At 42.5% G+C, this 18,623-nt stretch carries 15 protein-coding genes; 8 read left to right on the forward strand and 7 right to left on the reverse strand.

Going from position 1 to position 18,623, the window contains the following annotated elements; all coding sequences use genetic code 11:
- Nucleotides 1–136: 136 nt before the first annotated feature.
- Nucleotides 137–1,054, reverse strand: coding sequence for a class I SAM-dependent methyltransferase (locus PN466_RS22865; protein ID WP_271944340.1), 918 nt, complete (start codon nt 1,052–1,054; stop codon nt 137–139).
- 70 nt (nt 1,055–1,124) lie between these two features.
- Nucleotides 1,125–1,610, reverse strand: coding sequence for a GNAT family N-acetyltransferase (locus PN466_RS22870; protein ID WP_271944365.1), 486 nt, complete (start codon nt 1,608–1,610; stop codon nt 1,125–1,127).
- Nucleotides 1,611–1,651: 41 nt separating this feature from the next.
- On the opposite strand from PN466_RS22870, the gene PN466_RS22875 reads away from it, so the two are divergent.
- The 6 genes from PN466_RS22875 (at nt 1,652) to PN466_RS22900 (ending at nt 11,329) form a co-directional block, all read left to right on the forward strand.
- A complete protein-coding gene (locus PN466_RS22875; protein WP_271944342.1) occupies nt 1,652–2,677 on the forward strand; it encodes an AEC family transporter in 1,026 nt (341 codons plus the stop codon).
- Between the two features lie 240 nt (nt 2,678–2,917).
- A complete protein-coding gene (locus tag PN466_RS22880) occupies nt 2,918–4,828 on the forward strand; it encodes a hypothetical protein (protein WP_271944344.1) in 1,911 nt (636 codons plus the stop codon).
- Nucleotides 4,829–4,932: 104 nt separating this feature from the next.
- Nucleotides 4,933–6,357: an ABC transporter substrate-binding protein gene (locus tag PN466_RS22885; RefSeq protein WP_271944345.1), complete on the forward strand. Its 1,425-nt coding sequence runs from the start codon at nt 4,933–4,935 to the stop codon at nt 6,355–6,357.
- 52 nt (nt 6,358–6,409) lie between these two features.
- Nucleotides 6,410–9,565: an ATP-binding protein gene (locus PN466_RS22890; RefSeq protein ID WP_271944347.1), complete on the forward strand. Its 3,156-nt coding sequence runs from the start codon at nt 6,410–6,412 to the stop codon at nt 9,563–9,565.
- Nucleotides 9,537–10,946 carry an adenylate/guanylate cyclase domain-containing protein gene (locus PN466_RS22895; RefSeq protein ID WP_271944349.1) on the forward strand — a complete coding sequence of 470 codons (1,410 nt, stop codon included), beginning with the start codon at nt 9,537–9,539 and terminating at the stop codon, nt 10,944–10,946. Before PN466_RS22890 ends, PN466_RS22895 begins: the two co-directional genes overlap by 29 nt.
- Nucleotides 10,947–10,948: 2 nt before the next feature.
- A complete protein-coding gene (locus PN466_RS22900; RefSeq protein WP_271944351.1) occupies nt 10,949–11,329 on the forward strand; it encodes a response regulator transcription factor in 381 nt (126 codons plus the stop codon).
- 3 nt (nt 11,330–11,332) lie between these two features.
- Here PN466_RS22900 and miaE read toward each other — a convergent pair whose 3' ends face one another.
- The 4 genes from miaE to PN466_RS22920 form a co-directional block, all read right to left on the reverse strand.
- Entirely contained in the window at nt 11,333–11,926 is a 594-nt protein-coding gene (gene miaE / locus PN466_RS22905; RefSeq protein ID WP_271944352.1) for a tRNA-(ms[2]io[6]A)-hydroxylase, read from the reverse strand.
- 38 nt (nt 11,927–11,964) lie between these two features.
- On the reverse strand, nt 11,965–12,372 hold the full coding sequence (locus PN466_RS22910; RefSeq protein WP_271944354.1) for a type II toxin-antitoxin system VapC family toxin: 408 nt from the start codon (nt 12,370–12,372) through the stop codon (nt 11,965–11,967).
- Nucleotides 12,365–12,595, reverse strand: a complete 231-nt coding sequence (locus PN466_RS22915; RefSeq protein ID WP_271944355.1) for a hypothetical protein — start codon at nt 12,593–12,595, stop codon at nt 12,365–12,367. The genes PN466_RS22910 and PN466_RS22915 overlap by 8 nt, the downstream gene beginning before the upstream one ends.
- A gap of 104 nt (nt 12,596–12,699) precedes the next feature.
- A complete protein-coding gene (locus tag PN466_RS22920) occupies nt 12,700–16,875 on the reverse strand; it encodes an NACHT domain-containing protein (protein WP_449314332.1) in 4,176 nt (1,391 codons plus the stop codon).
- A 127-nt stretch (nt 16,876–17,002) separates the two neighbouring features.
- Between PN466_RS22920 and PN466_RS22925 the strand changes: the two genes are divergently transcribed.
- Together PN466_RS22925 and PN466_RS22930 are read left to right on the forward strand one after the other, a co-directional pair.
- Nucleotides 17,003–17,236 carry a DUF433 domain-containing protein gene (locus tag PN466_RS22925; RefSeq protein WP_271944359.1) on the forward strand — a complete coding sequence of 78 codons (234 nt, stop codon included), beginning with the start codon at nt 17,003–17,005 and terminating at the stop codon, nt 17,234–17,236.
- Nucleotides 17,233–17,574 (forward strand): DUF5615 family PIN-like protein, encoded by a 342-nt coding sequence (locus tag PN466_RS22930; protein WP_271944361.1) that lies wholly within the window; start codon nt 17,233–17,235, stop codon nt 17,572–17,574. Before PN466_RS22925 ends, PN466_RS22930 begins: the two co-directional genes overlap by 4 nt.
- Nucleotides 17,575–17,835: 261 nt before the next feature.
- Here PN466_RS22930 and PN466_RS22935 read toward each other — a convergent pair whose 3' ends face one another.
- On the reverse strand, nt 17,836–18,444 hold the full coding sequence (locus tag PN466_RS22935) for an IS630 family transposase (protein ID WP_271944363.1): 609 nt from the start codon (nt 18,442–18,444) through the stop codon (nt 17,836–17,838).
- Between the last annotated feature and the right edge of the window lie 179 nt (nt 18,445–18,623).

Here is an 18,623-nt window from a genome sequence, read left to right on the forward strand (position 1 = left end):
CTGACCAGGCTTTGAGCCATACAATCACTTCTATTTTCCTATGGTTTCTCGTTTTTCTCCAGTTTTTTTCCGGGTAAATATTCCCTCCACTTGGTCTCATTATCTATGCTACACTTTGTCGTGCGGAATGTGGGTTTCAACTTGCACATTGGGCAATAATTGTGCGATGGCGGATGGTGTTGGGTTGAATAGAGGGCGTTTTAAACCCAGCATCGGTTAAGGCTTGGGCAATATCTAAAGTGAAATATTCATCCATGCAGGGTTCTGTGCTTTTGAGAAGGGTAAACACATAGCGCGGCATGGTTGCATAAACTTCTGACTGGGGATTCATATCCATAATCGCCAGATAACCCTGGGGACGCAAAAGCCGCCGAGCTTCGCGGAAAATTTGATGGGTGGCTTCTTGGGGTAATTCATGGCAAATGAGAAAGAGGGAAACCAAATCAAAGGAAGCATCGGGAAGTCCGGTTTCTTCTGCACGAGCATGAATCCAACGGTTGGGTTTTTTTTGCTGGCTCTGTCTCTGTTCGGCTCGATATCCAGCTACAGCGAGGAAGTAGGGAGATAAATCCAGTCCGGTGACGGTGGCGTTGGGATAGATGTCTTGGAGGGCAAAGGTACTCATGCCAATGCTACAGCCCACATCTAGAATGTCTTGGGGGGCGGGGGTTAGCTGTTCGAGCAGGATTTGATGATAGGTTTGGCGTAAGCGTTCATCTCCTTTGGCTCCCGCATCTTTCCAGAGTTGGGCATGAACGGCTTTGGCGGCGACTTCTGCTTCTAAGGCGGCTTCCCAACAGAGATCGCCTTTATCGTAAGCATGGAAGGGTTGCAGGTAATAGTCAGGGTAGGTGATGTTGGGGTTTTGGATGGCTTGTAGTCGGGGAGTCCAATCAATGGTTTGCAGGGTTTTGACTTCTTCTCGCCAAGGAACGCCAATTTTTTCGGCGCGTTTGATGATCATTTTGCGGGCTTGCTGTTTTGCTAGGGTGGCGAGGGGTTTAATGGAGAGAATACCGTTAATCAGGTTAGAGGTGAGGCGGGCTGTAGTCATACAACGTATGTTTCAGAGTATGTGTACAGCTTTATTATTGTCTTGGATGGCATACTGGGCAAATGTTAAGTTAGGTCAAGATAGTTTTGATGTAGAGCCGATCGCAGCGAGGGGTTTCGACTCCGGTTGCTCTCTGGTATCCCCTGCTCTCATAAAGGGAGATCGCTTCTTGGAGGACGGATGCTGTTTCTACCCAAATCTGTTGATACCCTTGGGATTGAATGGTTGATTCTAAAGTATCTAAGAGGAAAGAGCCAAGTCCTTGTCCACGGGCGGAGGGCAATAAATACATTTTGCGAATTTCTACAGCTTTGTACCCTTTAGATATGGGGTGATACCCCCCAGTGCCTATCAGTTGGAGATCGCTTTCAATGACCCAAAATTCTCCGCCGGCTTGCCAATATGCACTTTTGACTTCTAGAGCATCACAATCGGCTCCTTCGGGTTCCCAAGTGAGACCATATTCGGCTAAAACAGAACTGATTAGGGTGGCAACAGATTGGCGATCGCTAGGTTGCCAATCTCGAATTAAATAATTACGGTAAACTTGTCTCACGGCTGTATAGATGGATATGTCCACCAAAAGTTTAAGCGATCATGACTCCCTTAGTTGAAAACTTACTCAAGCTATATCTGCCTTTGATTGGCTGGACACTATTAGGATGGGGTATCGGCAAATTTTTGATTAGTACCCTATTACCCAAGAACAGTAGTTCCTATTTAGGGAAAGGATTATTTTTGTTTGGTGTACCCATTAGTATTGTGGCATTTTTACGCAAAACGGATCTTTCCGGCGGAATTTGGATTGCGCCGTTAACCGCTTGGATTGCCGTCGGTGTGGGTGCAGCCTTTGCCTGGACTTGGATTGATCTGGGGGTGAGCGATGAGCGCTTACGAGACATTGCCAGAGGTTTAAATCCAGCCCTAGAAGGTCCTCAAATTACTGTGATTAATAGTCAATGGAGTCAAGCGACTCAAGGCAGCTTTATGCTGGCGATGATGTGTGGCAATACTGGGTATTTAGGTATTCCTGTGGTTTTAGGGTTAGTGGGAGTAGACTACATTGCCTGGGGGTTATTCTACGATCTCTTAGGATCGGCGATCGCGGTTTATGTGGTTGGGGTTGCCCTCGCTGCCTACTTTGGTAGCAGCGATCAAAAGCAAGAATCTATATTACAAAGAGTCTTTAAAGCTACCCGAAATAATCCTGCGTTTTGGAGCCTATTATTTGGCTTAGGATTTCGCTATGTCCCTCTACCTGAGACCGTGGAAATAACTTTATATAATGCGGCTTGGACTGTGACTAGGATTGCCTTGGTATTAATTGGGATTAAACTGAGTGAACTCCAAACCCTAGGAAAGCTTAAACAAGCCTCAACTTGTTTGTTGATTAAAATGATATTAGCTCCACTCGTTGTCGGAACCGGATTGATGTTTTTTGGTGTTGATGGTGCGCCTCGATTAGCTATGGTTTTGCAAATGTCTATGCCCCCTTCATTTGCAACTTTAGTGATTGCGCAAAACTATCATTTGGACGAAGATTTAGCCGTGACCTGTTTGGCTCTTGGCTGTATCATCTTGTTGTTCACTTTCCCCATTTGGGTTTGGTTATTTGGGGTATAGTGTCGTTCCTAAGAAATTAGTTTAATTCCGTCTTATATTCTTGGGTTACATTGGATTATTTCAGATTTTATCTCTCCTTCTGTATAGGCAAAAATAATGATTCATCAATCCTCAAAAATATCCTCTACAAATCCTCTGAATTCTCATTCAAGAGAATCTGCCGATCGACTCTCTTTAATGCTTCTATTTCATCTCAATTTTGCCTTTTCATCCATTGAGATAGAGCAACGCCCTATAGTCATGAAACAGTGCTATTGGCCAGTTCTCAGACTAGCATCTGAATTCAATATACCTATAGCTATTGAGGCGACAGGTTATACCCTAGAAGTAGCAGAGCAACTCGATCGGAAATGGATGGATCAACTACGTTATTTAATTAGTCAAGGCAAGTGTGAATTGATTGGTAGTGGATATGCACAAATTATTGGCCCTATTGTCCCTTCAGCCATAAATGAAGCCAATCTCTATTGGGGGCATCAGGTTTATGACAAGATTTTAGGGATACATCCACAAGTGGCGTTAGTGAATGAACAAGCCTATTCTGCTAGTTTAGTTTCCCATTATTTAAAAGCAGGATATAAAGCTATTATTATGGAATGGAATAATCCCTATCGGTATCACCGTGAGTGGGAGTTTGAATGGCGTTATTACCCCCAATATGCTTGTAGTCAAAGCGGAGAAAAAATCCCCGTCATCTGGAACAATTCCATTGCATTTCAAAAATTCCAAAAATACATTTATGGAGAAATAAATTGGGATGAATATATAGACCAATATCTAGTGAATCATCTTTCTGAATCAAACCGAACATTGATGCTATATGGGAATGATGCAGAGGTGTTTAACTTCCGTCCAGGTCGATATGCAACAGAAGCCAAAATTGAATTAGATGAATGGCAGAAAATCTATGATTTATTTAAAAGTTTACAACACGATAATCGATTTCAGTTTATTCATGTAAGTGATATCTTAGATAAAATTTCATCCCCTCTAGCTGGTCATAGTCTGTCATTAGAATCTTCAGAAGATCCAATTCCAGTCAAGAAGCAACGAAAGTATAATATCACCAGGTGGGCAGTAACGGGTACAGATTTAGAGATCAATAACCGATGTTGGTCAATTTATAATGCTCTCAAAGATCGGGTCAGTTATACGAATCCAGTTTGGCAGGAGTTATGTTACTTATGGGGTAGCGATTTTCGCACTCATATTACACCTAAACGCTTTATAGACTACGAGCAACGCTTAAGAACCCTAGCTAATCAGTTAGGCGTAGTTTTTGTGGTTCCTCGATTGAAATCTGGAAATCCTAATATTTCCCTACCCGATCAGTTACAGGTAGAGCGTCGTAATAAGTGGTTAATCTTGGAAACAGAGAAGCTTAAGCTGAGGCTCAATTGCGATCGCGGGCTATGTATTGATCGACTATGGTTTAAGGAAGTATCGTCAAACTGGCTATGTGGTAGTTTATGCCATGGCTATTATGATGACATTGATTGGGTAGACGATCATTTTTCCGGTCATTTAATTTTCCAACCTCCTGGAACTCCCTGTATTGATGATTTACAACGAGTCGATCCAGTAATACACTTCGATCCAGATGAGGGAAAAGTTTGGGCTACGGGTTGGGTAGAAACACCGTTAGGATCGATCCAGAAACAAGTAGGTATTGCGATGAGCGCTGGTCAAGTCGATCTAGGGTATCAGTTGGACTTTCCTAAAAATGTTGTGGGTTATTTGCGCTGTGGATATGTGATGTTAAATCCTAAGGCGTTTGAATTAGAAAGTTTGTTTTTTGCTACCCACAATGGTGGAGCCGATCTAGAAAAGTTTCTCTTAAACTATAAATCTTTTGATCACCATAAAACTGTTTCTTCGATGGTTTCTTCAATGTGTGGTTTAGGGATGACGAAGGGAAAAGTGATTATAGGCGATCGCTACCACCAGATTCAGATCAGTACAGATAAGGCGGCTTCTGCCTTATTGGGTATGGTGACCGCTCAACTGATTGGCGAAAGCTATTTTTTTCGATTGGCTTTTTCGGCTAGGGAAGTGGATGAGACGGCAAAAAAAGAGCTATTTGACATCGTCAACCCGGAAAACAGCCCCTCAGTCTATCGGTTATCAATTACAGCCCAATCTTCACCCTAAATTTTCTCGTCCTAGTCGTATAAACGATAGCAGAAATTATTCACAAGCTATAGATATAGCATAAAGACTGTTCATAAACGGTTTTCAGAAGAGCATGATACACTATGATGGCATCGATCTTGCCTATGCATGATGTAGTGTTGGATATCAAATTTATGAAACGGCGGCAGTTTACAAACTTATCTCTATTTTTGCTCGGTCTGACGTTAGCGAACTGTGGTCAACGTCAAGATTCTCCGACAAGCCTTACCAGCAGTGGTGGTGATAGTGTGCGGATTTGGTGGAGTCAGGGGTATTATCCAGAGGAAACGGAAGCGATCCGGCGGTTGGTGCAACAATGGGAGAATGATAGTGGCTTACCGGTGGAACTCACCCTTTATAGTGAAGGTGATATTCTTCAAGAAGCTGAACGGGCTATCTCTGCTGGCAATCCCCCCGATGTTCTGTATAGCCATGATGCCGATTTAACGTTTATTCCTAAACTGGCTTGGAATAATCAGTTAGCTGATGTTTCCAGTGTGATTGAAGCTGCCGAATCTTTGTATAGTCCAGCAGTCTTGAATGCAGTTAAATACTTAAACAAAACTACGGGAGAGCGAAGTTATTATTCAGCACCGATCACTCAAATGACTAATCATATTCATTATTGGCAACCGTTGCTCTCTTCCCTTGGTCAAGGAGAAGAAGCGATTCCTGAAGGTTGGGATCAATTTTGGGCGTTTTGGGAACAGGCGCAAGCTCCCATACGGAATCAAGGACGAAGTGATTTTTATAGTATGGGGTTACCCATGTCTGCTTCAGCCTCAGATACGTTCTTTGTGTTTGAGCAATTTTTGGCAGCTTTTGATGTGGAGCTGGTTAATAGCACGGGAGACTTACAAGTAGACAAGGCCCAAGTGCGGGAAGGAATTGCCCAGGCCCTATCCGCTTATACCCAGTTTTATAAACAACAATATGTTCCTCCAGAAGCAACAAACTGGGGGAATGCAGATAACAATGTTACTTTCTTGAGTCGTTCTACTTTGATGACGATTAATCCTACCTTGTCTATTCCTGGATCGCAACGACAAGATCAAAGCACTTATCAGCAGCAACTGGTCACCACTCCTTGGCCGAATAAACCGAATGGCGATCCAATGACATCAATGGTATCCATTAAGCAAGTTGTTATTTTTGAGTCTTCTAAGTACAAAGATGAAGCGAAGAAGTTGTTATCTTATTTGATTGAACCGGACAATCTCAAACTTTATATTCAAGGCTCTCAAGGGCGGTTTTTCCCGGTTATGCCTCAACTATTGGAAGATCCATTTTGGCAAGATTCTAATGATCCGCACATTTCAACAGCTTCTAAACAATTTTATCGGACTCGTCCATTTGCTCAAGCTTTGAATCCAGCCTATAGTGAGGTGCAAAGTCAAAATATTTGGGGGACAGTGATTGCCGAGATGGTGACGAAAGATTTATCCGCTCAAGCTGCCACCGATCGGGCGATCGCTGCCATTAAAACCATTTTTCAGGATTGGCAATAACTTTTCTAGTAGATAGGTACATTAAATCCTAAGTTTCTTTGAGGCAAGTTTTATGCTGAAGTTTCTCCGAAAAAGTCTCCTGTCTCAGTTGGTGACCTCTTTTTCTCTCTTGTCCTTAGTGACCGTTAGTCTGGTGGCGATCGCTGCCTATGTCAGGGCAAGAGACTCTCTCCGAGATTCTGTGTATAATAGGCTGCAAGTAGCCACATCCCTCAAAGAGTATCAATTGGATGATTGGGTAAAAACCCAATACGAAGATGTGCAATTGATCGCACGATCGCCTACAATTGCACGGTACTTTAAATACTTGCTTAACCAACAAGAACAATCCACTCCCCTAACTCCAGAATCCGATCAGCAAGAAATAATTAAACTACAGCAACTGTTGCAAGATTTAGGATATTATGATGGAGAACTAGATGGAATTTATGGCAGGGGTTTAGAGCAAGCAATTGCCAAATTTAAAGAGAGTTATAACATCGAGTCTCAAGATCTATTAAACTTGTCAACTATTTATCAGTTAATCGCCTATGAAGAAATTTCCCAAGAGTTATCAGAATTTTCAGAAGTGAAACCAAGTTTACAAGAAATCTCTTTATTAAGTACAGGAGGCATTGTTGCCCTATCTACTAACCCGACTAAAGAAAAAACCTATCAACCATTAGGAGAAACTACCACCTACTTTAACCATGGCCAATCTGATACTGTCATTCCCAGCTTCTATACTTCTCCCATAACCCGCAAATCTGCTATTACGTTAGGAACTCCAATTTTGGCTGAATCAGGTGAACGATTGGGGGTATTAACGGTTGACTTGGATTTACAAGGAATTGATGAAATCATTAGGGAGAAAACAGGTTTAGGACAAACGGGTGCAACTTACTTAATTGGCCGATTAGGAAACCGAAATGTATTTATTTCTCAGCAAGCGACTCAAGGACAAGAGAATCAAGAAGAATTAAAAGAAGTTGATAGCTTGGGAATTCAACAAGCAACTCAAGGAATTGATGGGGTAGGACTTTATCGGAATTATCAAGGGATTCCAGTTATTGGAGCCTATGTCTGGATGGCCAATCAAAATCTAGCTTTATTAGCAGAAATGAGCCAAGCTGAAGCTTTTGCACCGGCACATCAACTGTTGAAGGAGATTTTACAAATCGGATTAAGTGCAGCTTTATTTTTACTGATTATTATTTATTTGATTTCTCGTCGTATCACTCAACCCATTTTAGGGATTACGGAAACAGCCATTCAAGTGAGTGCTGGCAATCTTCGCTCGCAAGCTCCTGTGTTAACAGAGGATGAGATCGGAACGTTAGCACAGGCATTTAATCAGATGATCGATCAACTGCAAGAATCCAAAAATGAGTTAGAAAATCAGGTGACAGCCGCCACACAGTCTCTACAAGATACCCTGGCTAATCTAACTTCAATTATTGATAATATCGCTGATGGTTTATTGGTTACGAATACAGATGGAACGATCACTCAAAGTAACCAAGCGTTATTCAAGTTGTTTGGATTAGATCAGGGAAGTTTGGTCAATCGAAGGAGTGAAGATGTTTTTGGAGGAACATTTGCTGAACTGGGAGTAAAAGTTAAAAAAAATCCCGAAAACATATTCAACTCAGAAATGGATTTATCGGAAAACCGAATTGGGAAAATTGTTGCCACGGGTGTTTTTAAAACTGATCCCCAATTAGGGCAGCAATTTATCGGTTGCGTTTTCTTAGTGAGAGATATTACCGCAGACAAAGAAGTGGATCGGATGAAAACCGAGTTTATTTCTACGGTTTCTCATGAATTGAGAACCCCTTTAACTTCGGTTTTAGGATTTGCCAAACTGATTAAGAAAAAACTAGAGGAAGTCATCTTACCTCGGGTTGATATTACAGAGAATAAAGTCGGACGTGCGGTAACTCAAGTGAGTACAAACCTAGACATTATTGTATCAGAAGGTGTGCGTTTAACTGCTTTAATTAATGATGTTTTAGATATCGCCAAAATGGAAGCCGGAAAAGTTGATTGGAAGCATCAACCGGTGGCAATCACACAGGTGATTGAACGAGCGACAGTCGCGACAACCTCCCTATTTAGTCAGAATGGTATTCAATTAGTCGTTGAAGTTGAGGAAAATCTACCCAGTATTCTCGGAGACGAAGATAAATTAATGCAAGTTGTGATTAATTTGATTTCTAATGCCGTCAAGTTTACCGATCGAGGGACAGTGAACTGTAAGGCACAAAAACGAGGTGAAACTGTGGTTGTCCAAGTGATCGATACAGGGATTGGAATTCAAGAAGAAGATTTACCCAAAGTGTTTGAGAAGTTTAAACAAGTCGGCGATACTTTGATTAATAAACCCAAAGGGACAGGTTTAGGATTGCCCATTTGTAAGGAAATTATTGAGCATCATGGAGGACATATTTGGGTAGAAAGTGAAGTGGGTGTGGGAAGTATATTTGCATTTTGGTTACCGATATCAGAAAGCAAAGGGGATATGGGTTGGCCTCAGTTAGTACAAAAATTAACAGATGTGTGTCCAGATTATCAGGATGATCAGCAGCAAAGACGACGAGTGATTTTGGTTGTTGATGATGATGCTAATATTCGAGAGTTGTTGACTCAACATTTGGATGTGGAAGGCTATGAAGTACGACAAGCAGCAAATGGACACGAGGCGATCGCCCAAATTAAGCAGCAAAAACCAGATTTAGTAGTTTTAGACGTGATGATGCCAGAATTGAATGGATTTGATGTAGCTGCAATTCTTAAAAATGATCCAGAAACCATGCAAATTCCCATTCTAATGATTTCTGCTGACGATCGCTCCGAAAGAGGTTATCGTATTGGTGTAGATCATTATCTAACGAAACCCATAAGCTCAGAACAATTTTTACAGAGAGTGCAGACTCTACTGAAGCAACAATACTCATCTAAACGAGTTTTAGTCTTCGATCAAAAATCTTCAAGCGCACAAACTTTAACGGAAATTCTCCAAGCTCAAGGATATCATATGAAAGTTATGAATACGGAGGACGCTCTGTTTGCTGCTCATCCCGATTTGGTCATTACTGATGTAAATATATCTAATACTTCTAGATTGGTAAAAACTTTAAAATTTCAAAAAGGCAACGATCAAATCATTGTGTTGTTATTAGAGAATCCCCCTATCCAGAATGGCCATCAAATTGAAGTCATTAATTAATAAATCGACCACTCAAACCTTGATTCAAGAGTGTGTGGATCTGTTTCCTGGAAAGGTAGGCATTTTCGATCCAAATAGAAATTTGTTAATGGGTTCTGTCCATCCTTTCTTCCCTCAAGAATATGCGATTAAAGCGGAAGGAGAAGTGATTGGCTGGGTATGTGGAGATCAAGGTAGTTCTGCGGTATCCAGTTTATTAAATTATCTGGTGCGTCAAACTCTTTCTCAAAAAGCATTGGTCAATGAAACTCTAGAGCGATACAAAGAAATTAATCTCTTATATCGTATTTCTGAAGATATGAGTGCTTGCTTAGATATGGGGGTGATTGCTGAGTTAGTACTCAAAGAAGCACGAGACATTATTGAGTCTACCCAAGGAGCAGTTTTATTGGTTGATCCAGAAAATGGACGCTTTACGACTCTAGCCGAATTTGGAGATTATCCTTCACAACTGTCCAATTTAGCGATTGATGAGGGGATCATGGGTTATGTCCTATCGACAGGAGTGGCTGAAGTCATTAATGACGTAGAACATGATTCTCGGTTAACTGAAATCGATCGTTTGAATCAGGCATTAATTTGTTCTCCGCTCAAAAGTCGGTATGAGGCTTTTGGGGTGATTTGGATCGGTCATTCTGAACCCATCAATTATCGAGCCGCAGACTTAAAACTGTTGACTGCTTTAACTTCTCAAACGGCTAATGCAATGGAAAATGCTCGTTTGCATAATTATCAGTTGCAAGAGGAACGCATCAAAAGTAATTTAGAGCGGTATATGTCTCCGCAATTGGTCAAAGCTATTATCGATAATAAGGAAGAAAGTTTACTGAAAACGGGTAAAAAAGATTTAGTTATGCTCTTTTCCGATATTCGCAATTTTACTACTCATTGCGAAATGCTGGAACCGGAAACCATGGTGGAATATTTAAATATTTATTTTACCCATATGGTCGATGTGATTTTTAGCTATGGGGGAACGGTGAATAAGTTTGTAGGGGATATGATTGTTTGTATGTTTGGCGCACCCGCTCCTTTAGAACAGAGTGAAAAAAAAGCGATTCAAACGGCGATCGCCATGCAACAATGCTTACAATCTATACCCGTTCCTTGGATTCGAGAAAATTTCAAAACGGGTATCGGTATAAGCTCAGGTAAGGTTGTTGTGGGCAATATTGGCGCTCGTCAGCACGTTGATTATACTGCAATTGGAGACAAAGTCAATACCGCATCAAGGTTGCAGTCCATAGCTGAAGGGGGACAAATCCTAGTGGATCGAAGCATTTACGATCGCACCGTTGACTACTTTAATTTTAAGGAGGTAGGATTAGTGAATGTCAAAGGTAAAACACAAACGGTGGAGATCTTCGAGGTTTTATACTGATAATGGATAAGAAAGTGTTAATTGTGGATGATGAGAATCATATCAGAATCCTGCTAGAACAAACCCTAGAAGAGCTGGAAGATGAAGGCGTAGAACTATTATTCGCAGCAGATGGAGAAACGGCAGTAAATTTGATTAAAGAAGAGCAGCCTAATCTAGTCTTTCTAGATGTGATGATGCCCAAAATGAACGGGTTTGATGTCTGTTATCAAATTAAAAAACAACCGGATTTGAGGGGAGTCTACATCATCATGCTAACCGCTAAAGGGCAAGAGTTTGACAAGAAAAAAGGGGAAGAAGTCGGGGCGAATTTATATATGACTAAACCGTTTGATCCCGATGAGTTGTTAGAAAAGGCTCGGGAGATTTTAGGGTTAGAATAAATTTCAACTATGAATCCGGGGTTCTGGATGTAAGTTAGAGAGCAAATCACTCTCAACTTGCGCCAGACTTTCTAGGCGAGATTGGACAATTTCTCGATCGCAATAGGTGGTTGCTAAAATCCAGTAGATTCCATAATGGCGCGCTTCAGAAGCCATTAAAGAGCGATAAAATTTTGCCAGTTCTGGATGGGGAAGATGGTTCGCCAGCAGCCCCAGGCGCTCATGGGAACGGGCTTCAATGAGGGCAGAAATCAACAAAGAATCGAGCATTCGTTCCGGTTCAGAGGGGCGAATTTGGGCTTTTAATCCGGCAGCATAGGGAGGAGCGGAAAGGGGAGCGAGGGGAATATGGAGACGCTCTAACCATTGATTGACTTGTTCAAAGTGTTCCAGTTCTTCGCGGGCGATCGCCGTTAGCTTCCTGACTAACACCTGACTGGAGGGATAGCGGAACATCAGGTTTAGAGCGACTCCGGCTGCTTTGCGCTCACAATGGGAATGATCTAAGAGGATCGTGGGAATATTGGCGATCGCCTGTTCCACCCAAGCCTCAGATGTCGGTTGTTGCAGAAATTTGATTTTTGGTAATTCTTCCATAAGCGATCGCATGTTAATTTGGGTGAATAGGGCCAATGTCAGGGGGTTGTGGGTGAGTTAGGTGTAAATGGATTGAGTATACTTAAACCATTTACGCGCTTAAAATCATTAACATTACGAGTAACCAAGATGCATCCTGTTACTAAAGCACAAGCAGCGATGATACCATCAGCCAGTTTTAAGCGATAATTTCGCCGGATTTGGGCAGCACAATCTAAGACTGATTCACTCAAGGGTACGCAGTGAATCAGTCGCAGAAATTCGCGCATTTCATTGGCTTGTTCTGGCGTTAAATTAGGATAGCAGAGTAGTTCAACCCAGCTAATCGGACAATAAAATGCGGCTGCATTTCCGGCTTCAATGGCATCGAATATATACTGAACCTCTGGCTGATTGTTAAAGTAATAAATCAGAATATTAGTATCCAGAAGGTATTGATTAATCATCCCATTCTTGCCTGATTTGAACTTGAAACTCTAGGGCATCGACCTGTTTCGGCAGAAAACCCTGCCATCGCTTTAAGTTTAGGGGAGGCGAAGTTTCACTCTCGTTTTGTTCTGGCATGGTTGCCCTTTGCTCAACAAGACGGGCTAGGTCTTGTAAGAGATGCTCTTGTTTATCTCGACTCAAGGATTGAGCCTGATGGAGGATTTCTTGGTAACTGGACATGGGTTGAGGTGGATTGATGGATTGATCGCTATTGTAGCTTGTTAGAAACTGGGTTTCTTCAAATCTTGGTTAGGATATACCAGCTTGGGCACAAACTCGGTTTCTTACATCTCCTCTAACCAGGCTTCAATGGCTGATATCAACTGAATTTGATTGGGGGGAAAGCCTTTTAAGGGCGCTTCTAGGGGTGCGTCGGTTAACCAGGCTATGGCGACAATATTGGTGAGTTTGCGGCAAAAGGCGATGAGTTCATCCCTGGGAGGGCAATCAGTGATGAGGATGGCGAGTTTGGGGAGATTTTGGCGCAGTTTAAGTTGTTTCAGGTGTTCGCGCAGTTTGCTCGGTTTGGTTACTTTTTTGGGATAGTCTTCATTAGGGAAGGCTTCGTCCCAGATGAGTTGGCAGAGGGTTGAGGCGATTTCGCTGGTATCTGTTTCGTCGGCGAGGATGTCGGCTTTGAGGCAATAAATCGGCAGGTGTTGCAGGGATTCGCAGGTGAAGGGAGAGGCGAAAGATTGTGCGCTGCTATGGGGGGTTTGTTCCGTGACTTCGGGATGGGGTGTCGTGGGGGGATGATGCCATGCACGATAAAAGTCGGGATAGGGAAGATTTTCAGCACAGTTCCAGAAAAGTTCATAACGTTGAACACAGCTAAGATCGTAATAGGAATCGTCATTGAAGACTGCATATTGATTTTCGTTAATTGGAACATCAGGAAACGCTTTAAGAACAGATACTGCCTCTTCTCGTAGGATATTAGTAGTGAGATGGTTTCGTAAACACCTACTAGCATCGTGTTGTATCATCCTACTGTCAGTGGTTTGAAGAAGCTCAACTAAAACTGGAATAGTTTCAGATAGCAGATCATTTTTTTCCTGTAAATCAGAATAAAGCACCTGTTCATCATCTTGAGGACTGTTTTCTTTTTTTAGATGAAGAGATAAATCATTTCCTGGGTCAATACAACCTAAATAAGCTCTCGCCAAAACTTGATCTTTCAATCTAGCTCTATTTTCCAATACAGAAATAGCCTTGGGATTTCCTGGATCGACTTTTCCCAATATATAGGCTGCAAAAGTAACTGCCTGTTTTTTTGATTCTATATATATCCATATATTCAATCTCGTATAGTTTAGTGATTTTTCTAAGCTAATTTTTTCCTGCTCTATCCCATAAATTATGTCATTTAATAGCTCCTTTGATTTTGATGTCAAATTCATTGGATCGACTATAAATAAACCGTAGGCAGCACATATACGACCATAGATACTTTCAGATTTTTGTACTATATGATGTAAGCCCTCAATAACCTTATCTTTGTGATTGCTAAAACTAAATTTATCTAGCATTTCTGCCGCTTCTTGACCTTTTTTTCCATTGTAGGATTTTTCAATCACGTCTAAGACAGTTTCTGTTAGATTTACATTACTTGGGTCGAGATCTACTAAACAACGTACAATATCTAGTATTTCCTTCTCACACTCAGGAGTTTCTGCCTGCCTCCAAAGAATTTGCAACACATCATTTGAAATATCCTCTACTACTTTATTCTTTCTATGGATTCGTGCTATTTGCTTTAAAATATAACCATAACCATTTTCAACAAAAATCCACGTAGCACCTGGATTTTTGTCAATCAAGTCACGCATACAGTTAAAAACTTGGTTAGGATCGAGTTCAAGTAGGGTAATATATTTTGAATGTCGCCGCAAGGGGTCAATATAATTTTGCCATTGTTTCGTTTTCTCATTAAAATAACCAAATGCCCATTTTACTATCTGCTCTACCATAGTACCGGCAAGAGAAGAATTCTTGAAATCCTTAAATTCGGTCATTCCAGTAGCAGCAAGACAGTATGCATGATATTCATAAAATCCTATATTGATATCTGCAAACTTCCACTCTCCACAGCCATCATTAAAATTCACCAACTTCTCAATAAAAGCTTTCTTCTGCTCATCTAGAATATCCCAACGCCCCAACCACAACAAAATCACCTGCTTCCACTGCGGTTCAAAAATCCGATACCGCTTCCCCTCCACGGGACGATCGCCATGATCCTTGGGTAAAAAATAATCCCAATCCTCCACTGCCAACGCTGCAAAATACTCCTGAAACGTCGCATGATAAAACGCATAAACCTTTTCGCGGGGATTTTCCGCCGCCACCCCCACCTCATTCAACCAACCCAACCGTAATACCAAGGAATCCTCGTCGAGTTCTCCAAAATATTCACACACCAACCGATGAGTTAACCGAAATCGGCTGGTTTCTGCCTCTAGGGATGCCTTCGCCAATGCTCCCAAAGCTGCATTTAAATGTTTTTTTTCCTCTTTTTCCACAGTAAATGCTTTTTTCTTCCACGCATACATCGCCTCCACAAAACCGGCATACAACTCCGCCATCGTTTCCGGTAGCGCATCCTCCACCTTCCAAGTCGAACATAATAAGGTTAACCGCAGGGGATTGCGGCATAAATCTTTAATCCGTTCCTTCCCCGCAGCTTGCAATTCTGACCACAAGGATTCTGCTAACTGCACAGCTTCTCCTGACTCAACCAACCCCGGAAACCACCTGCGAATAAACTCCTGCACTTGTTCATCCTGAAACGGTTGGGTGAGATAGGTTTGAAACCCCTGTAACTGGCTGGGGTTCGCTTGCCACAAATTCAAGCGACAGGTAACAATTATCCGAGCATCCGTCACCCAACCTCGGAATTTCAAAGCCTGTTGGTCTGTCTGGCTCATCTCATCCAAGCCATCCAACAGCAACCAGACTGCACCTCCCTTAAATTTCTGCTCCCAGTCGGCTCTAATTTCCTCTCTAGACTGCCCTAACGCCTCTTTGAGCCATTTTTCCTCTAAATACTCTCCCAGAGGTTGAATGCCCAATTCTGCCAAGTCCACCCAAATCACTAAATCGTCGGTTTGTTGTAATAACCAAAAGGCTAATTTCTGAAGTAACGTCGTTTTCCCCGCTCCCGGTTCTCCAATAATGGCAATCTGTTTCTCCGTGCGTTTGCCAATAATTTCATCAAGAAACTCTCGGTAAGCAAACCGTTTCTCTACTGTTTCTTCTTGCCGAGCGAACAAGTCCGAACCCCTTGCTGGGTCAATATCTTGGCCGTATTTTTCGTTCTGACTCCGTTTCGGTTTCACCAGGGCCAAATCGACAAATAAATCCTCATCAATTAAGTTGCGATTCCCATAAACCTGACCTAAAACCGTATTGCTGGTTAATTGTGTCTTCCGTTCCAGCATCTGACGGCACATATCTTGCCATTCATCAGTAGATAGCGATCGCTCCTCCGATGGATATTGCATCGCCGCCAACCCCTGCCGCACCTCTTGACGAAATTCCGTCACTTCTTGATGCAAATCCTCTATGCGTTCCTCTAGGGTTTGTAACAATCCGGTGATAGTGGTTTCCATCACCCCCAACCGTTGACAGACTTGGGCAAAACCCGACTCAATACTACAGGAAACGTCCCTAAAAAACTCCTGTTGCTGAGTGATGTTCCCCCTTAACTGGGTTGCTAAGTCCTGGAACTGCTCTAGGATTTGGGCTAACTCCTCCGGATTCACGCCCCTTGGATTAGCTTGTAGTTGTGCCAGTTCAGCCTTCATCCCCGTTAATAACTGCAATGTCAACCCCGCAAAGGCTTTCCCATCGCTGTGAAAATCTTCTTTGAGGGTTTCTCGCAGGGCTTTTGGGAAGGTTGCAGACAATAACTCGGCAACCTCTTGCTTAACTGGATCGGCTATTTCAAAGCGTCCATCGGGATCGGCCATTACATCCAGTTTGACAAAAATGGTGCGCCATTCCGGGACGGTGAGGTTGCCCTCTTGGGTGAGTTGGTATTCTTCTGGAGTGAGAAATTGGTCGAGTGTGGCTTCTCTCAGTTGCGGATAGCGAACCTGGGTTAGCTCCTGTTGGGCAAGCCTGAGCCAATTGTCTTTGGCTTGAGCGGCGATTTTTTCTAAATTTTTGCGGCTTTCGCCTCGGTGTTGTTGGGCAGCGAGAGTGATGACGGCAGCTATGGCTTTTCCCACTGCCCGTGTTAAATGTTCATTTTCTAAGGATACGCGATCGCCGTCTTTTCCCTCTGTTAAGGCATCGATCGCATTAGCCGTATTCCCTGCTGCAACACTGGCTAAGGTAGTTGCCAAGACGACTCCCCAAGCAATCCCTTCCCCAGCCAGCAATGGTGGAAATACTGTACTGCCGAGTACACAGCCGCCACCAATGGTTAATTTTAGGAGCGATCTGACATCCATCATCATTCCCTGAACGTTGTCATTATTCTAACTGAGATGTAATTCCCTTTGGGACGGTTGAAGGTTAGGGTGATGGTATGCTCTAATCAATGAGAAAGTCCAATGACCCATTAAAGCATAAAACCTGGTTATGAATTTAACGACTGGCTTGCTAAACCGTATTACTCAAACTCCCGGTCAATGTGGAGGTCGTCCCTGTATTCGAGGGATGCGAATTCGCGTCACTGATATTTTGGAAATGTTGGCGGAAAATGTTAGCGTTACTGAAATTTTAGAAGACTTTCCCGATTTAGAACTAGCAGATATTCAAGCCTGTTTGCTCTTTGCTGCACGACGTACTGATTTTCCTAGACTCACAGCATGAAGATTTGGATTGATGCTCAACTGCCACCCACACTAGCCAATTGGCTGACAGAAACCTTTGGTTTGGAAGCGACTGCATTGCGAGATTTAGCACTTCGGGATGCTCAAGATATCGAGATTTTTGAAGCAGCACGAGTGGAAAATGTTGCGATCATGACGAAAGACAGTGATTTCATCGATTTAGTCTGTCGTTTGGGATCGCCTCCTCAAATTTTGTGGCTAACTTGTGGTAATGTCACGAACCGCAACTTGCGACAATTGTTGACAGCGACTTTGCCTGATGCGTTAGAGCAATTGCGCCAAGGAGAAATGATGGTGGAAATTACGAATACTCCTTAAATGGTATCGAATACATTTTGTACTTAATTTTCCAGAGACTAGAAACCGGGTTTCTTCAAATGTTGGATAAGCAGGAAAAGCTATGGCAGAAACTCGGTTTCTTAAATCCCCTCCCTGTGTGTTCAAGAGAGGGGAAGATGTCAAAGGTGCTTATGGGCTAAAGTATTTAGAAACTGGATGGTGGGTGATAATCGCGCTTGTTGATTGTTCGGGATAGATTTGCTCGCTCTCGTCCATATATAGCGCTGCGCGCTATAGTGTTTACAAATCCTTAAAAACGGCATCGATAGCTTGTTCGATATCAAAATTAAATAATGGTAGTGCTTTTCTGATAGCCGTCTTGATTTTATGCCACCAATGTTCAATGGGATTTAAATCCGGGGAGTAAGTCGGTAAAAACAGCAATTCACATCCGGCTTGTTCGATAATTTCTCTGATTTTCTTAGAGTTATGGAAAGGAGCATTATCCATGATAATCACTTTTCCCGGTTCAACTTCAGGTAACAACACCTTTTCCAGCCAAGCTTCGATTAGTCGAGCCGTACAATATCCCTGGTAGACAAAGGGGGCCAAAAATTCGTTCTGACATAAAGCTCCGATTAAACTTAGTCGTTTTTGGCGTTTTCCGGGTCGATTTCCCACAAATCTTTCCCAGTCTTTTATCTTTGATACCCAAGTGGGGGGATCTGGCTTTTTAGCCGATGTTGAACCGGTTGAAAGGAAATGACTCTGCCACTTATACAGAGTTGGCCGACTGATACACAGCAGCCGACTGATATCCGTTATCGACATTCCACTCTTGATCAGATTCAGGGCACGTATACGTAAATCTTGACTATAAGCTTGCGCCATAGCTGTCCATCTGCTCATCTAGACATCATTTGAATAATATAGCGCTGCGCGCTATATTATCAAGTCCGATGAATAAGTTACGATATAAATGAAGAGTGTCCAAGCAAAGCAATGCCCCGACTCCTTAAGATAGTCCCCCACCAGAGTAGAGAGTCCCTGGGCGTAGCCTACCATCAAGCAAAAGAGGGCCCAGAAAG

It is taken from the genome of Roseofilum reptotaenium CS-1145 (assembly GCF_028330985.1).
GTDB classification, from domain to species: domain Bacteria; phylum Cyanobacteriota; class Cyanobacteriia; order Cyanobacteriales; family Desertifilaceae; genus Roseofilum; species Roseofilum reptotaenium.

What these genes read in the sequence shown, in the direction of transcription:
- PN466_RS22865 (WP_271944340.1), bottom strand. Translation starts at nt 1,054, where the DNA reads ATGACTACAGCCCGCCTCACCTCTAACCTGATTAACGGTATTCTCTCC.
- PN466_RS22875 (WP_271944342.1), top strand. Translation starts at nt 1,652, where the DNA reads ATGACTCCCTTAGTTGAAAACTTACTCAAGCTATATCTGCCTTTGATT.
- PN466_RS22880 (WP_271944344.1), top strand. Translation starts at nt 2,918, where the DNA reads ATGAAACAGTGCTATTGGCCAGTTCTCAGACTAGCATCTGAATTCAAT.
- PN466_RS22885 (WP_271944345.1), top strand. Translation starts at nt 4,933, where the DNA reads ATGATGGCATCGATCTTGCCTATGCATGATGTAGTGTTGGATATCAAA.
- PN466_RS22890 (WP_271944347.1), top strand. Translation starts at nt 6,410, where the DNA reads ATGCTGAAGTTTCTCCGAAAAAGTCTCCTGTCTCAGTTGGTGACCTCT.
- PN466_RS22895 (WP_271944349.1), top strand. Translation starts at nt 9,537, where the DNA reads ATGGCCATCAAATTGAAGTCATTAATTAATAAATCGACCACTCAAACC.
- PN466_RS22900 (WP_271944351.1), top strand. Translation starts at nt 10,949, where the DNA reads ATGGATAAGAAAGTGTTAATTGTGGATGATGAGAATCATATCAGAATC.
- miaE (WP_271944352.1), bottom strand. Translation starts at nt 11,926, where the DNA reads ATGGAAGAATTACCAAAAATCAAATTTCTGCAACAACCGACATCTGAG.
- PN466_RS22910 (WP_271944354.1), bottom strand. Translation starts at nt 12,372, where the DNA reads ATGATTAATCAATACCTTCTGGATACTAATATTCTGATTTATTACTTT.
- PN466_RS22915 (WP_271944355.1), bottom strand. Translation starts at nt 12,595, where the DNA reads ATGTCCAGTTACCAAGAAATCCTCCATCAGGCTCAATCCTTGAGTCGA.
- PN466_RS22920 (WP_449314332.1), bottom strand. Translation starts at nt 16,875, where the DNA reads ATGATGGATGTCAGATCGCTCCTAAAATTAACCATTGGTGGCGGCTGT.
- PN466_RS22925 (WP_271944359.1), top strand. Translation starts at nt 17,003, where the DNA reads ATGAATTTAACGACTGGCTTGCTAAACCGTATTACTCAAACTCCCGGT.
- PN466_RS22930 (WP_271944361.1), top strand. Translation starts at nt 17,233, where the DNA reads ATGAAGATTTGGATTGATGCTCAACTGCCACCCACACTAGCCAATTGG.
- PN466_RS22935 (WP_271944363.1), bottom strand. Translation starts at nt 18,444, where the DNA reads ATGAGCAGATGGACAGCTATGGCGCAAGCTTATAGTCAAGATTTACGT.